This is a genomic window from Coleofasciculus sp. FACHB-712 (genome assembly GCF_014695635.1).
GTDB lineage: Bacteria > Cyanobacteriota > Cyanobacteriia > Cyanobacteriales > FACHB-T130 > FACHB-T130.
This window is the reverse complement of the sequence record NZ_JACJOQ010000692.1, coordinates 1-15,332: the sequence shown is the minus strand read 5'-3', so window position 1 is coordinate 15,332 and position 15,332 is coordinate 1. Positions and strand designations below refer to the sequence as shown.

Genomic DNA, 15,332 nt, shown 5'->3' with positions numbered 1-15,332 from the left:
ACAAAGGAGCCGTTGCGACTTCCTAGGTCAATTAGGTAGAACTCGCCGGTTTCGGTACACTGCAACATTGCATGGTTGCGAGAAATCCAACGATCCGGCAACACAAAATTGTTGTCGTCACTGCGACCAACTGTCCAGCAGTTACTACTTACCAAGGGGAGATAGCGATTGCCGGACTCGGTACGAAGGAGTAAGTAAGGAGTGGGTCGCAAAGTCACCACAGGCTAGAGAAGCAACGACGCATCGTATGGAGTGGTTAAATTTTAGCTTTCTTCTGGAGCTTGATGGGTAATTTGGGAACCTTTGTAACTAGATGTCCCGACATGAATAAATTTTTCAGGGGACACTTTCAAGATATTTTTAAGCCATAGTAGCAGCCAGCCAAAACAGACCGTCTACCAAGATTGTACTCAAAACGGCTCCACCAAACGCCCACCAATGCAGCTGGCGCGATCGCAATGGTACCAGACCAACGCCTAACAGGATTCCGAGAAGCACGAGTGCCCAACTGGTTCCCCAGGGGGTGCTGACTTGAGCGATCGCACTTTGAAAAACCAGTGATGCCTCGCTTGGTGCAACTTGCATGACGGTTCGCCAGTGTGGAATCAAACCAGCTAAGTAGAAGTATATATCTGTTACTGCCGTGCCAAACAGGGAGCCAAGATAAAATAGGTTGCCGACAAGACCCCAACGGCGGGTCAAACACCATAAGGCAAACGGTAAACCAATTGCTTCCACCGGCAAGTGGATCGTGGGTTCCCAGCGCAGCCAGCCCCAATAAATCGACCCTGCCAACCAACTCCAGCTAAATCCCAGCAGCAAATCTCCCCACACATGAGTCGCAGGACGCCGTCTGAGAACCACGCTCAGCCAAACCCACCCGGCTGTCATTACTAAACTCAGTTCTGGTAGCAGCCGCACTAAAGGGGCTTGCACAAACACTGGCACGGATACCAGAAAAGACGCAGCTGCGAAAACTAACCAAGCTTGGCGGGTGCCGATTCCCCAATCAAAAAACCCCAACAGAGTTTTACTTGGCTGGGGGAGATTACCAGGGACAGAAGAAGATGAATTAGAAAACCAGGTATCGTTAAACAAGATTTTGTTAATATTCTTTACTTTAGTTTACATCTTTTACGATATCACAGGAAAAATGCCCTAGGGGGGGATATAGAAATCTTAGCTGAGTTTTATTGAGCAATACAAGTGGCTTTTCGGAGTAGGGTGGCAGAAAATGAATGGGAAGTTGGGAGAAACTCGGCGTTGAGAGTCGGAGATTTTCTAAAAATTGCTCGTCTTATGTAATGCCTGTGTTATGTGTAGTGGCGCAAGATGCCTCTGCCGGTGACTCGCAAAGAAGAAAGAAGAAAGGGTGACTTGTCTGGAATGCTGCTTATTAGAGGATTTCATGGCTGTATCAAAACGTAAAAAATTGGCGATTCTTCGTGTCGGTGCTGCCAGCACTGTGTTGACCTTCCCCTTAGAAGCGATGGTAAGGGCGCAAGACGTGGCACCCGTTGCCGCAACCACACCTCAGATGAATATCTTTCAAGCGGTGGTTCTAGGCATGGTGCAAGGGTTGACTGAGTTTCTGCCCATTAGCAGTACGGCGCATTTGAAGGTGGTGCCGGTGGCGCTAGGATGGGGCGATCCAGGAGTCGCCTTTACCGCCGTGATTCAGCTGGGCAGTATTGCCGCAGTGCTGTGGTATTTCTGGGGGGATTTGACGCAAATTACAACGGGTGCATTCAAGGCGATCGCTCACAAGAATTACGAATCCAACGACTTCCGTATGGCACTGGGAATCGTTTTGGGAACCTTACCCATCCTCTTTTTTGGACTGCTGATCAAAAAGTTTATTCCCGACTTTGACAACTCCCCGTTACGGAGTATGGCAGCGATCGCGATTGCCTCTATTTTCATGGCTTTATTGTTGGGAATTGCCGAGCGCATTGGCAAGAAAAAGCGTAACTTTGAGCAATTAACACTTCAAGATGGCATTTTGATGGGATTGGCTCAGGCTTTGGCGTTAATTCCCGGCGTTTCTCGCTCCGGCTCCACCCTGACTGCTGGACTATTTATGAATTTAGAACGGGCAACCGCTGCCCGGTTTTCTTTTTTATTAGGAATCCCAGCAATTACCCTGGCAGGGTTAGTGGAATTAAAAGGTGTTTTAGAAACAGGACTAGGAGATGGTGGACTGCTGCCTTTGCTGGCAGGAGTCATCTCAGCTGGAGTATTTTCCTATCTCGCGATCGCGTGGCTGCTGCGCTTCCTGCAAACCCAGAGTACGTGGGTATTTATTTGGTATCGGTTAGCATTTGGAATAGCTATCTTAGGCGCGATTTTCGTCAAACTAATCCCGAATATCTAATTACTTTTTCTTCTGCTCCCTCCGTGCCTGAAGCGGTCCGTTTTCTCCTAGTTTTATGAGCGAGATTTCTATTCGTCCAGCCTTAATTACCCAGGTTCTCCCCGACTCCATTGCCGCCGAAGTCGGGTTTGAACCGGGAGATGCAATTGTTTCCATCAACGGGATGCGCCCTCGCGACCTCATCGACTACCAGTTTTTGTGTGCTGATGAAGTGCTGGAACTGGAAGTTTTAGATACTGCTGGCAAAAGCCACTCGGTGGAAATTGAGAAAGACTACGACGATGATTTGGGCTTGGAATTTGAAACTGCCCTATTTGATGGCTTAATTCAGTGTAATAACCGCTGTCCTTTCTGCTTCATCGACCAACAGCCTCCTGGTAAAAGGCGATCGCTTTATCTCAAAGATGACGACTACCGCCTCAGCTTTCTCTATGGCTCATACTTAACCCTGACCAATCTCACCCAGAGGGAATGGGACAGGATTGAGCAGATGCGCCTCTCTCCCCTCTACGTTTCCATCCATGCTACCGAACCAGAAGTCCGCAGCCGCCTGTTAAAAAATCCCCGCGCCGCTGAGATTTTGCAGCAACTGCGGTGGTTTCAAGAACGGCGTCTGCAAATCCATGCCCAGGTTGTTCTCTGTCCTGGCATTAACGATGGCGATCGCCTAGAGACTACCCTGGGGGATTTAGCCTCTTTTCACCAGGGAGATATCCCGGCTGTCGCCTCTGTAGCAGTGGTTCCGGTCGGTTTGACACGTTTCCGTCCAACCGAAGACGAACTAACCCCAGTGACGCCCCAGAAAGCCGCTGAAGTGATTTTGCAAGTCCAGGCACTCCAGGAGAAATTCCGCAACCAGATGGGATCGACTTTTGCCTGGTTAGCCGACGAGTGGTTTTTAATTGCTGGGCAAGAATTACCGCCAGAATCAGACTACGAAGACTATCCTCAAATTGGCAATGGGGTTGGTTCGATTCGCCAATTTCTCAAGGAATTTCAGCAGGTTGCCGCGAAAAAATTGCCGCGACGTTTAAAAACATCCCAAAAATTAACTTGGGTGGTGGGGAATGCAGTGGAAAAAGCCTTTGAGCCTATCTTGCAACGTCTGAATCAAGTGCAAGGACTGCAAGTAAATCTGGCGGCGTTGCGTAGCGAATACTGGGGACAAGAGATTAGCGTCACTGGCTTGTTAACGGGTCAAGATTTGCTGAAACTAAAGGGAAGAGATTTGGGCGATCGCATTCTCCTCCCCTCAGTCATGCTAAAACACGGCGATTCTTGCTTCCTAGATGACATGACTGTGGAACAACTCGCCACTGAGTTGGGTACACCCATCTTGCCTATCAATGGCATCGAAGAACTCATCGACGCCTGCATTCACCCTTGATCCGTCAAGCCTTTAGCAAGTGAAGGGACGATAGCGGACTGAGATAGCCTTTTTTCATACAAATCGAGCAAAAGCCTTTCCTTGAGATCCCAATCAAAGACTTCCTTCACCCGCTTTTGTCCCGCTTGTCCCATTCGCACCCGTAACGCTGGATCTTCCGCTAAACGAGTCATCGCAGCAGCTACGTCGCGTGCGACTTGTTCGGGATTTATCGCAGCCACTTTAATCCCAGTTTCCTCCGTTACCTGTACCGCTGGCCCTCCCAGATCCAAGCAAATGACTGGACGCCCCGCCGCCATCATTTCCGCGCAGACAAATCCCCCAGATTCGTGCAGGCTGGGATGAACGAGGACGTGGCAATGCCCGATTTTAGATAGGGTTTCCTGGCGCGGTAAAGCGCCCCAGAAGCGAACTTTATCCGCCACTCCCAGTGAGTGAGCGATCGCTTCCAATTGTTGCCGTTCCCGTCCATCTCCCACAATCCAGTATTCTGCTTGGGGAATTTGAGCCAAAGCAAAAGCTCGAATCCCCAGATGGACTCCTTTCCAGTGGATGAGCCGACCCACGGTAGTAAACCGTATGGGACTATCATCAGGCACAATATGGTGCGCCAATTGACTAATTTCTTCCTTAGATAAACCCACTTGCGAAGCGATTTGGACATTTTTTACTCCAAGCGATCGCAACCGTTCTGCCGTTTCCTCAGTGGTTGCTAATCCTACACAACTTCGCTTTGCAGTCAGCCGCACAAATGGATCTTGTTCACCCAGCGATTGAGCGAAGTTTCGCAGCAATTCGTAAACCTTGCCACGCCGACTAAAATCTTTCCAGAAAGCTTTTGGAGCCGATTCAGCGCCTCCGACAGGCCCCCAAATGAAGGGGACTGGCAATAGGGCTAAAAAGCTAGGAGACCAGTGTTTCACATAAGTAACATGACGCACCAAGTCAAAGCCAATCTCCCGATGGAGCCGCCTTGCCAAAAAATAAGCTTGTATTTGCCAAAGGTAGTAATGAAGTTGCACTAACCCTTGTTTATTTCGCCAATCTTCCGTCCAATTAAATGGATCGAAATAAATAAAGTGTAAATTGGGAACCGGGTGACAAGCTAGCTCGGCTTCAATTGCTGCACGATAACCAATTCGAGTTAACACCCAAACTTCGTGATGATTTGCTACTTGCCGAACTGTATTCCAGCCTACCCCTTCCTCAGAGCCACACCCAGGCTCACAAGCGTATGCAGATAGAAGGATTTTCATAGGCTTTTACCTTTTATAAAATTAGCCGTTTTCTCTATCTATAGTTCCCACCCACTTTCAAAATTACCCATTTACCCAAAATTATTTTTATGGTTTCCAGCCTAAGCTGAGAAACGCAATTTTAGAAGTGCTGTCTCAATTCAATATCATTCGGCATTTATTTGAATTTTTTGTAAAACATTCATTGCTACTTCTGCCATCGATTTGGCTGCTGCCTCTGGAGTGTACTGCCCGATCAACTGCTTTGATTTTTCTCCCATTGAGGCAGCAAGCTCTGGATTATCTATAAAACGGCGCATTCCTTCAGCAATTTCTTCTGGGTTTTGCGATTCAAACAAATACCCATTTTCTCCTTCTATCACCATTTCATAAGCGCCTGCACCTTTAGAACACAATATGGGTTTGCCAAATACCATCGCCTCTAGCACCACCATTCCCCATACATCTTCAAAGGTAGGAAAAACAAAGACATCGGCATCCTGAAAATATGCCCCTAGTTGCCCGTAATCTAACCATCCTGTCCAGGTCACACGCTCTGTTAGATTATTGTTTTTAACAAAAACTTCCAATTCCTCACGTTGCGCTCCATCCCCAATAATTACCAGCGAATAATCAGAATATCCCTGACTTGTAAGAAGAGAACATGCCTCCAACAACGACTTTATTCCTTTTCTAGAAATCACTTGCCCGACAAATAGAAAAACCGGACGCTTTAGCTTTAGTTCACTAGGTTTTGCAGCTTCAAGACGTTCCCGCAAAGCTTGGGGTTCAGGCACCAGATAAGTTTTTGTAAAAATTCTCCTTTCCTCAGCTCCAATTACCTTATAAAGATACTTTTTGCCATCGTTACTATTAGCAATAAAAGCATCTGTAAATTTAACCATTAAACGACGCGAAAAGGTACGAAGTTTAGAATCTTCAAAATTTGTATTCGGCGAACTGCCATCATAAATGATTACAACTTTCCAACCTCCCAAGGGTTTGAAAAGCAGTGCTAAAACAGTCCATATAGAAAAAGCGCTGACAAAAACAACATGAGGTTTAAACTCAAGTAACTCATTCACAATCTTTGGGGAAGCTACCATAAAACCGCGACCATAGCCACCCGATACTTGAGTTGCCTCTACAAATTTAAATTTTCCTACAAGTTTAACTGCGGAAGCTCCTGGAGCATCAGCATCGAATTTCGGCCAAAGACAGCCAGTATAAAAAATTGTATTCTTACAGATTTTCGTAAGTTCGTACAAAACAGGTCGCCAGTAAGAGCCAAATTCGACTGAGGGGATCGCAATAGCAATGCGGAGATCGTCTACTTTTAATTCTGTATCGTCAGAATTTCTAATTTTCATGTTCCCACCTGTCCCCGTTTGCTAAAGCTTGAGAAAAGCAATTTTCTGTAGGGCAGCAACCAATAAATAGGCCATAAAATTCCAGCATGGCGCTGAGCAAATAACTTCCTTTCTTGAAATGTAAAATTTTTAGGTTGTTCTGCCTTTTGCCATCGTTCGCGAATCGGCAAATTAGAATCCATCCAGTTTGCGTACAGAGGGTTTCCGGAACAGGTTCCGATGTAGCCTGGAGCTAGCCAAACCGTATATCCTTTTCGTCTCGCGCGTAACCCATAATCGAAGTCTCCCGCATAATGCTTAAAGTCAGGATCTAAGTTTCCGATTGCTTGGAATATCTCTTTAGGAATCAATACACAATTTCCATGCATGGTGTCACATCGTATAGCTTTTTGGCTCGGTTCTAGCCAGCGAAATTTGAAGGGATGCCACCACGTACTTTTCACAACGCCGCCATAAGAAACCGTATTCGTCTCCGGATCGCAAGTCGCCCCGGTTACAATGGCTGCTGCATTTCCTTGCGAGGCTAAAAGATGAGAGGTTGTCAGCAAATTACTTAAAGCTTCTGGGTAAATTAGCGTGTCATCATTCAGCCAGAGATGATAATCATGAGGGTGCTTAATGGCTTCAGAAAATGCCACTCGCATTCCTCCATTCCAGAATAAATTTCCATCTCCCTGGATAATCTTTACTTGAGGATAATATTGGTTGACATCTGCTGCTGTACCGTCACTGCTGCCGTCATCTACAAGATAGACCCAAAGATTAACGTTAGTTGGGAGTACCTGGTTGAAAAGTGCCTCTAGACTTGCTAAAGTCTTTTGCTTGCGGTTATAGCAAGTGATAAGAACAGCTATGCTAGTATTTTCCATCAGCGCCTCACATTATTAAAATAAATGTTAGTTGTCATAATAGCTATATTATTCCTGAACTTGGGAATACTAAAATTAGAAGCATGAACAATGTATCAACGTAATTGCTTTTTTTGGTCAACCTATATTCTACAATTTAGCAAGCCCTAAGCTTACCTTTTCTAAAATTAAAGAATATTTTCAATATTCTTGATATTGATTTTTATTAAGCTAGTTTATAGCGGCTTAATTCACTTTCTGAGGTCAACAATATGTCTGAGGCAATGAAATTAAATTTAGGCTCTTTTGACCGCATTTTCTCTGGCTGGATCAATACAGATATTACTCCTCATATCTGGGTTTCAAAAATCCCCTTTTTACCTGATCTCATGTATAAGGTAGGGAAGCTCGATCGAGAACGATATGACGAGCATCAAAAAGGAATTTTTCGTCAGCTTACATATCTGGATCTGACTAAAAAATTTCCCTGGTCTGATAATAGTGTTGATGCCGCATATACATCTCATGTACTTGAGCATTTATACTTGGAAGGCGCTTTAAATTGTATCTCTGAAGTTTATCGAGTTCTGAAGCCAGGTGGAATATTTCGGGTTGCAGTTCCAGACCTCGATCAATTAATAAAGAGCTACAATCCTAGCTGTCCTGAAGTATTTTTGACAGAATTTTTAGAAGCAACGCAGACGTTAGAAAAAAATCGCCACCACTGGCACTATAACGAAAATTCGTTGCGAAAAATCCTCTTGGATACTGGATTTCGGGAAGTGGTTAGATGTAACTACCGAAACAGTCAAATAGCAGGGATTGCAGAACGAGAAGAACGCCCAGAATCCCTATTTATGGAATGTATTAAATAATAGTTGAATGAGTAGGGTGGGCAATGCTCACCCTAAAATTTTATATTTATGGAACATAAGTGGAGGGAAAAAGAGGGATAAGATGATACAGACCCATATAAGTCTGAAAACCCGTGTTTAAACCTACATAGTATGAAGGAATAATAATATTTAGAATGACCATATAAAATAATATAAGATGCCCCGAAAAGACTTTTTCTTCCCGAATCAGGATAGCAAAAGCAATTAACATTCCAAAGAAACCATAGCCTACATTTCTGCTAGTATCCACAATCAAAAACATTGTAGAAATAGGGAATGCAATGATACAAGCGATCGCACTTACCAAAAGTGTCTCGCCCTGACGCCAAAGTATCCACAAAATATACAGGGTAATAATCCACAATAGCTTGTAGGAGAAAAAGAACCCTGCTAATCCCAACATTGGATTTTCAGCTAAGTACTGTAATGCCGTCTTATTCTCCAGTATCAAGTGTGCCTTTACTGGACTATCCAGAGAAAATCCACTGCCAGCAAACCAAATAAAACAGTAAATGGGGACTAAGGATAAAGCGGTTAATATTTCTCTTCTGGGAAAACAGAAAATAACAATTGGGATAAAGACAAAAGCACTGGCTTCATGTGTGGCTAAGGCAAAAGCAAGGGTTGCGAGTCTTCCCTGCCGAGTCATAGGGATACAAGCTGGAAGTAATAGCAGGCTAAAAAATAGCTGATCGACATAGCCCGGAAATTGACAATTAAAAATTAAATAACTACTGGTTGCAATTGAAAGGTAATATAAACCAAGTTTTTGATAATTTATCGATTTGGATTTAATTTCTTGTTGCCCCTCATCAGTCTCCTTTGAACCCAAGATTTTGGACTCGATAAAGGTTAAAGTCAAGAAGATTAAAAGATAGGTACAAGCCAGAGAAAAAATGTAATATAGGAATGGTCCACTCATGTGGATAAAGTTAGCGATCGCTAGCATAAACAAGCGTCGATAATACCAGTCGGCATTTTGACTAAAAGGCTCTAAACTCCTAATGGCATACTCTAAACCCATCACCCCTGGACCTAAAGGATAGCGAAAAGGGACGATGAGTACAGATATAATTGCGAAGATGGCTAAGGAGGCGATCGCTCTTCTTTTAAACCCAGACTGAAATAGTGAATGACGCGACTTAATAACCGATATTAAAATTGGGTATGCAATAACTAAAGTTGCGATAAAAAAGAGAAATCCTTTGATAGGGATTATGCCGTAATTAGTAGTAATCTCAGCTAGTTGCTGCGGAGCAGTTTTGGCTAGGATTTCTGGATAAATTACCCCCTGGCTGAAACGACTTTCGATTGCTTGAACAGTTGAAGAAACCCAATCTTGAGGCAGGCGATTGAAAATTGCTTGAAACGCCATGATTATCCTATTCTTCGGCGCATTCGCTACTGCATACAAAGTAGCTACAGCTATCCAGAAAAAGGCTGGAGGAATAACATTCTTTTCTTTGAGCGTATCAAAGAGTACGTAATGTAAGTATTTCTCTGAGCGTTTCAACATCTAAAAAATCCCTAGATAAAATTCTAGATAAAATTTTGTTGGTTATACAACACTGCGTACTATCTCTAAAAAACGTCTACCGTATCCTTTGATTTGTTCAACATTATCCTGTTTAGCTAAACTTTCTTTTTCTACATCTGGTCCTGGTGTTAATGTAGTGAAACTTTTATCAATCAGTGCTGCTAGTTGTTCCGCATTACTACGCTCAAAAAAGTAAGAATCAGGAGGATTCTGCTCCAGGTGAACAGGAAAGTCAGAAAGTAACATGGGTTTACCAAGAGAACGTGCGTCCTCTACAACCGTACTCCAACCTTCAAATAAAGAAGGCTGAATTACAGCTAAAGACCTCCTCATGAGCTGAATTTGGTCTACACGAGGAATTAATCCTAAAAGACGTACTTGTTCGCTAATTCCTAATTCCTCAATTCTTGTTAAGAGGTAATTGTAATAATCAGGATTACGATAATCAGTAGCACTTCCAGTACAAACAACGGTAGGTGTAAGCCCCTGTTGTTTCAGTAGCCCCAAAGCTTCAATTACCACAGCATGATCTTTATGTTTCCAAAATTGATTGCTGATCAGGAAAAATTTATCTGGAAGTTGATAACTTTCTTGCGTTAGTTTGGGATCTAACTCAAACCATTCAGGTGCTGGACAGCTTACAAAATTCATTACAACACTTCGAGAAGCTGCTTCCGGATAAAGATGTTTAAAGTCTTCTTGTGCCATATTGCTACTGAGGACAATAATAGGAGCAGCGTGAGCAATTTGTTGATGATCTCGATTACGTTGAGCGATTTCTTCCGGAGAGAAAAGGTTGGGTAAGTGATAGTGTTGAAAGTCAGGAATCCAACCTCCCCACTGATAAGGTGAGCGGGTTCCTGCTATCGCCGGGTAAAGAAAATTTATTTTTTGAGGATTTAGTAGTTCCAGAGGAATGAAAGAGATACGCTCAGCTAAAAAATTACACATTTTTAGATAGGCACGCTGCCACTTGGAAGTAGCATAAATTTGGTTAACGTAACCCCGGGCTGGTTCTATTAAATTTATATCTTTATCGTGAACAGCGATTGTTAGCTTGATATTCGCTTTTTCTGTTTCTGGTAAAGTAGCGATCGCACGAGCTAAATTCTGAATATATAGCACGCCCCCTAGCCAGCCAGAGCCACCCACCATGTTGAGGCAAATATGTAGATTTTTTACCATCCTAAAATCTCAGCTCGACACCATTGAACATAGACGTTTACACCCCTTTCTATCGTTACTTCAGGGGTAAATCCAATTTGGGCAAGTTTGCTCATATCGGCTTGCCAGTTTATTGGAGTTCCGACAGGAGTACTATTATCAAATTCAACCGGAATATCTTCCCCTAGTTTAGCTAACACTAATGCTGCTAATTGTTTGATTGTTGTTTCGACACCATTTGCAAGGTTATAAACCTCGGCTTCAAAATTAGCTTTTTCAGCAAGAAGATGAAGTGCTCTTGCTACGTCTCTACCATGAATAAAATCGCGGCTTTCGTTGCCAGTACCTCGTAACTTTAGTGCGGGGTTTGTCAAAGCTTTTTGACACATATCCCAAAGAACTTGTCGCCTCAGTCCTGGCCCATAACCCGAAAAAATGCGTACTATAGCAGTGGGTAAGTTATAAACTTGGAAAAACTCAGCGCAAAGTTGCTCAGACATCAGCTTATGAAAGCCATAGGGAGAAATTGGCTTCAAGCTTTGGTTTTCCTGAATGGGTAAGGTTTCTGGATTTCCATAGACAGCAGCACTAGAAAGATAGATTAAACGACATTTTGGAACATAAAGACGTAATGTATCTAAAAGGTTGAAAGTGACAGCAACACTGTTGCTAAAATCTGCTGATGGATCGCTAATTGAAAGCTCTACTGAAGCTCTTCCAGCGCAGTGAATACAAACTTCCGGTTGCAACTCTTGAACAATTTTTGCTAGATCCGCAGAAGGCAAATTTAATTGTTCATAGCGAAACAAATCTTGTCTAGGTGCATTCTCTGGAGGGCGATTTCCCAGCCCAATAACACTCCATCCAGTTTCTGTAAACTGACGAGCAACATATCGCCCGATAAACCCTGTAACACCTGTAATTAAAACAGTTTTCATGGAAATATTTTTTATTTATTCGTAAAATTATCTATTTTCTTCCTACTTTGTTAGTCTAAATCCCCGAAGAACTTGCTAACAGCGATTGTTGGCATTCTAGTAGCGGGAAAATTTTTTTTTAATATTGCTAAATATTCATCTTCACCAGGAAGATATCGATCGCTATCTTCAGAATAATCTTTAGCCCTTACCCACTCTTGCGATCGCATATCAAATCTTTTAACGATTCGACATGGATTTCCTACCACCACGCTGAATGGGGGAATATTGCAATTTACTACGGTGGAAGCTCCAATGATTGAGCCGTATCCTACCTGGACGCCTTTCAAAATAGTCACGTCTACACCCAGCCAGCAATTTGTGCCGATGTCTATTACTCCATCAGTAGTTGTTAAAGCAGTGTGATACGGAATAAACGGAGAAGTGTATTCGTGCCCACTTCCTAACAGTTTACAGTCATTACCAATTAAACTGTAGTCACCGACTTTTATTAAAGCTCCAGCACTATAAAAGTTTCTGCGACCGATAAAACAGTTATCACCAACAATGACAGAAATTTTTTCTTTTTCTCGTTTGTTAATGACAATTACTGTTTCCGAACCGATAACTGAATTTTGACCAATTTTTACATTACCCCACCCCAGTACATGAACCGATGGATCGATATAACAGTTTTTACCTACATTTTGCCTTTTACTAAAATGGGCTTTTAAGTTACCTCCTAGCCATTTAATCCTGTCTATTTGAGCGTCTGTTAGTTTAGATACTATAAAGCGCTTCATTGATTTTTACCCGCGATCGCTTACTACTTCTTTGCTATTTAAAATCTTCCGTTCACCTTCAGGAACTTTGCCAATAATCTGGGCTGGATTCCCCGCAACAATCGTCCAAGCAGGGACATCTTTTGTAACGACTGAGCCAGCACCGATAATTGAGCATTTTCCAATGGTCACCCCTCTTAAAATAATTGAGTTACAAGCAATCCAAACATCCTCTTCAATAATGACTGGTTTTCCATTTAGGTTTAAGTCTTTAGGAAAGCCTTTTTGGATAATGTGAACGAATTGTTGATGACGCGCTACCGGATCGAGTGGATGAGTTTGATTGTCGAATATATTTACATTATGAGCAATGATTGTTCTATCTTTTATTTCAATTAAAGTGTCTGACCAAATTTTAGAGCCTTGGGCTAAATAACAGAAATTGCCTATTTTTATTTTTCCTCCAGGAAAAGTCATTAATTGACCTTCGATGTAAGTGTTTTCACCCAGAAAAATACTATTTTTATCGCGATCGTGGCTTATCAGTGAATTGTGGTCTAAAACGCTTGAATTGTTGCCAATCACACACTTTTTTTTGGTTAAATTAGCATTAATTTTAGACTTAATTTTGGAGAAGGGGTTCATCTCGTAATTACTCCTTAAGCAAAACTTTTTTGAAGTTTATTTTTGACTTTAGTAAATAGGCTTCTATTGTCAAAAAAGTTTTCTTGAAATAAGGTATCTGCTTCTACATCTCGAATCATAAAAGGAGGATGCTTCAAAGGAAAGCTAATTTCTTGCGTCCCCATTTTACCTAAGGGATTTTCAGTAGAAAAAGTGTGAGTTGCATTAGCTCCGAAACCAATATTCGTAATCAAATTAACTTCAGGCACTATTTTTAATCCATGTTGAAGCCAACAAGCTAGCAACCATTGATAATCCCAACAGGATCTGTTTTTATTTTGGTAGGCATCTTGAAATATTTTTTGCCAAAACAAATAATGTTTTGGTACCCTTAAGTAATTTTCTAGGAACCGACTCTCGAAAATTTCAGGCCATTGCTTAATGTCATAATCAAAATATTTCCAAGCTCTACGCCAGGATGCCCAACCCCAATTTCCACCAAAGTAGGAAAAATAATAACTTTGTCCAGGTAACTTCCGTTCGCCTAAAAGATTGGTTCCCGCAATACTCATTACTCTTTCATCATCGCGATATTTTTCTAATAACTCCTCGCAAAACTGAAAGAAAGTTGGATGAGGTAAACAATCATCCTCGAAAAGGATGGCTTCTTCTACTTGTTCAAATACCCAATTAATACCTGTAGCTGGACGTAAACCGCAGCCTAAATTTACATCTGAATAATTTTTTAGAACTTCGCAATCCCAATCTACAGTGTCAATAATTGCACGAGCAGCAGCGCACTTTTCTGCTTCACCTGGTTGATCGCTACGAGGGCCATCAGCAACTACTAAAAGCTTCGGCGGTTTTGCCTGACGAATTACCTCAAAAACCTTGGCTGTAGTCTCAGGTCGTTTAAAGATTAACAAAGCAACGGGAGTTTTCATGGTCACTTATCAGCAGTCATATTCTGTTTATATTCGGAGTAATGTAGGAGCATACTGGAAGCGATCGCTCCTATTTCATCTAAAGGAGTCTGAAGCGAAACATAGCGATATCGAAAAGCAGCCAATCGAGGCTCTGTCTCTTGATAGAGGATATCTTGCGCCACGTTTCCCCACCGATCCTCTGGCATCAGATCGAGAGTCATACCAGCATGACCAGAAGGTAACAGCATATTAGAACCATGTACACCAATGACCAAGCGGCTTTGGGAATAAACTTGGCACATTTGCCTCTCAGTGTCTGAATTAAACTTGTTTACCCGCAAATCTTCAATCCAGTCGGGAAACTGAGTTTTTCTCCCCAAACCAGCGATCGTAAACTTTGCTAAAGGAACTTTAGAGCGAATCTTTAAAAATAGTTTTTGCACCCTTTCATTCTGAAGCTTGAGGGCAATATCAACCATCTTTAATTTTCTCAAGGTTTTGAAGAGAAGCGGATTACACCAAATCCGATCGTCGCGCCAAATAAAGGTTATTTGGTTTGAATCTTTATCAAAGCTATGAGTGGGAACCCGCGTAAATTTACTAATATCAAACTGACTCGGATGAGAATATGCCTTACTTACGTAAATTTTATCAAAACGCTTGGATTCATCAGAGATAAATTGGTCAAACTTCGGATAGTAGCATTGCCCTTGCTGTAAAGGGATATTTACCGTCCAAATTTCTGTAACGCCCTCTGGAACCATCCATCTCAAGAACTTTGGGACGATGACAATTAAGCCGCAATCTGGGTAATTATTTAAATATCTTTGGACATTAAGCAGCTTTAACAAACTATGCCCATAAAGATAATCAATACAGTTTAAGATAATGACACGTTGATGCTGCTTAAAAACCTCCTTAGATATCGCAATCTCTTCAGATTGGGGGTTTTGCAGAGAGTAAAGAAGTTTTTCACCTAACCAATACTTACAGGATTCATTTCCAAAAACGTCGCCTTTTGCTAAATCAATTTGATAAGGAAAAGTGACAGCATGACCAACTTCTAAATCTTCAATAATTTCTATATTACAGGAGTCGCACTTAGATTTTACGCAAATATGCATTCCCTGCCAAAGAACACCTTGAGGATTAAGCAGTGTACCGCTGTGGGGACAGGTAGATTTGTGCTGAATGCTTGGTTTTATTTCAATCATTGCACGATTCCTTTAATTCTTGTAGCAGCCTTATATAAATTACAAGAGCGTAGAATAA

Annotated in this window: 15 protein-coding genes; 3 read left to right on the top strand and 12 right to left on the bottom strand. The window is 42.3% G+C overall.

Going from position 1 to position 15,332, the window contains the following annotated elements; all coding sequences use genetic code 11:
* Together H6F50_RS25870 and H6F50_RS25865 are read right to left on the bottom strand one after the other, a co-directional pair.
* A partial coding sequence (locus tag H6F50_RS25870) for an FHA domain-containing protein (RefSeq protein WP_190430916.1) occupies nt 1-221 on the bottom strand: 221 nt, incomplete at its 3' end.
* A 139-nt stretch (nt 222-360) separates the two neighbouring features.
* Entirely contained in the window at nt 361-1,026 is a 666-nt protein-coding gene (locus tag H6F50_RS25865) for a DUF3120 domain-containing protein (RefSeq protein ID WP_199292376.1), read from the bottom strand.
* A gap of 382 nt (nt 1,027-1,408) precedes the next feature.
* On the opposite strand from H6F50_RS25865, the gene H6F50_RS25860 reads away from it, so the two are divergent.
* Both H6F50_RS25860 and H6F50_RS25855 read left to right on the top strand, forming a co-directional pair.
* On the top strand, nt 1,409-2,374 hold the full coding sequence (locus tag H6F50_RS25860; protein ID WP_190430914.1) for an undecaprenyl-diphosphate phosphatase: 966 nt from the start codon (nt 1,409-1,411) through the stop codon (nt 2,372-2,374).
* A 55-nt stretch (nt 2,375-2,429) separates the two neighbouring features.
* Nucleotides 2,430-3,761 carry a TIGR03279 family radical SAM protein gene (locus tag H6F50_RS25855; protein ID WP_190430913.1) on the top strand — a complete coding sequence of 444 codons (1,332 nt, stop codon included), beginning with the start codon at nt 2,430-2,432 and terminating at the stop codon, nt 3,759-3,761.
* On the opposite strand, the gene H6F50_RS25850 is transcribed toward H6F50_RS25855, so the two are convergent.
* The 3 genes from H6F50_RS25850 to H6F50_RS25840 form a co-directional block, all read right to left on the bottom strand.
* Nucleotides 3,752-5,017 (bottom strand): glycosyltransferase family 4 protein, encoded by a 1,266-nt coding sequence (locus H6F50_RS25850; protein WP_190411850.1) that lies wholly within the window; start codon nt 5,015-5,017, stop codon nt 3,752-3,754. The two genes, H6F50_RS25855 and H6F50_RS25850, sit on opposite strands and share 10 nt — an antisense overlap.
* Nucleotides 5,018-5,163: 146 nt before the next feature.
* Complete coding sequence (locus H6F50_RS25845) at nt 5,164-6,366, bottom strand: glycosyltransferase family 4 protein (RefSeq protein WP_190411849.1); 1,203 nt, start codon at nt 6,364-6,366, stop codon at nt 5,164-5,166.
* Nucleotides 6,363-7,235 carry a glycosyltransferase family 2 protein gene (locus tag H6F50_RS25840; protein WP_190430912.1) on the bottom strand — a complete coding sequence of 291 codons (873 nt, stop codon included), beginning with the start codon at nt 7,233-7,235 and terminating at the stop codon, nt 6,363-6,365. Before H6F50_RS25840 ends, H6F50_RS25845 begins: the two co-directional genes overlap by 4 nt.
* Nucleotides 7,236-7,498: 263 nt before the next feature.
* Between H6F50_RS25840 and H6F50_RS25835 the strand changes: the two genes are divergently transcribed.
* Nucleotides 7,499-8,089, top strand: a complete 591-nt coding sequence (locus H6F50_RS25835; RefSeq protein ID WP_190430911.1) for a methyltransferase domain-containing protein — start codon at nt 7,499-7,501, stop codon at nt 8,087-8,089.
* Between the two features lie 46 nt (nt 8,090-8,135).
* Here the strand turns inward: H6F50_RS25835 and H6F50_RS25830 are convergent, their stop codons facing one another.
* The 7 genes from H6F50_RS25830 to H6F50_RS25800 are packed head-to-tail and all read right to left on the bottom strand — an operon-like array spanning nt 8,136 to nt 15,274.
* A complete protein-coding gene (locus tag H6F50_RS25830) occupies nt 8,136-9,626 on the bottom strand; it encodes a hypothetical protein (RefSeq protein WP_190430910.1) in 1,491 nt (496 codons plus the stop codon).
* 42 nt (nt 9,627-9,668) lie between these two features.
* Nucleotides 9,669-10,832 (bottom strand): glycosyltransferase family 1 protein, encoded by a 1,164-nt coding sequence (locus H6F50_RS25825; RefSeq protein ID WP_190430909.1) that lies wholly within the window; start codon nt 10,830-10,832, stop codon nt 9,669-9,671.
* Nucleotides 10,826-11,749 carry an NAD-dependent epimerase/dehydratase family protein gene (locus H6F50_RS25820; protein WP_190430908.1) on the bottom strand — a complete coding sequence of 308 codons (924 nt, stop codon included), beginning with the start codon at nt 11,747-11,749 and terminating at the stop codon, nt 10,826-10,828. The genes H6F50_RS25825 and H6F50_RS25820 overlap by 7 nt, the downstream gene beginning before the upstream one ends.
* Nucleotides 11,750-11,799: 50 nt before the next feature.
* Entirely contained in the window at nt 11,800-12,531 is a 732-nt protein-coding gene (locus H6F50_RS25815) for an acyltransferase (protein ID WP_190430907.1), read from the bottom strand.
* Nucleotides 12,532-12,537: 6 nt separating this feature from the next.
* Complete coding sequence (locus H6F50_RS25810; RefSeq protein WP_190430906.1) at nt 12,538-13,155, bottom strand: acyltransferase; 618 nt, start codon at nt 13,153-13,155, stop codon at nt 12,538-12,540.
* A gap of 14 nt (nt 13,156-13,169) precedes the next feature.
* Nucleotides 13,170-14,078, bottom strand: coding sequence for a glycosyltransferase family 2 protein (locus H6F50_RS25805; protein ID WP_190430905.1), 909 nt, complete (start codon nt 14,076-14,078; stop codon nt 13,170-13,172).
* Nucleotides 14,079-14,080: 2 nt separating this feature from the next.
* Nucleotides 14,081-15,274 carry a hypothetical protein gene (locus tag H6F50_RS25800; protein ID WP_190430904.1) on the bottom strand — a complete coding sequence of 398 codons (1,194 nt, stop codon included), beginning with the start codon at nt 15,272-15,274 and terminating at the stop codon, nt 14,081-14,083.
* Nucleotides 15,275-15,332: the final 58 nt, after the last annotated feature.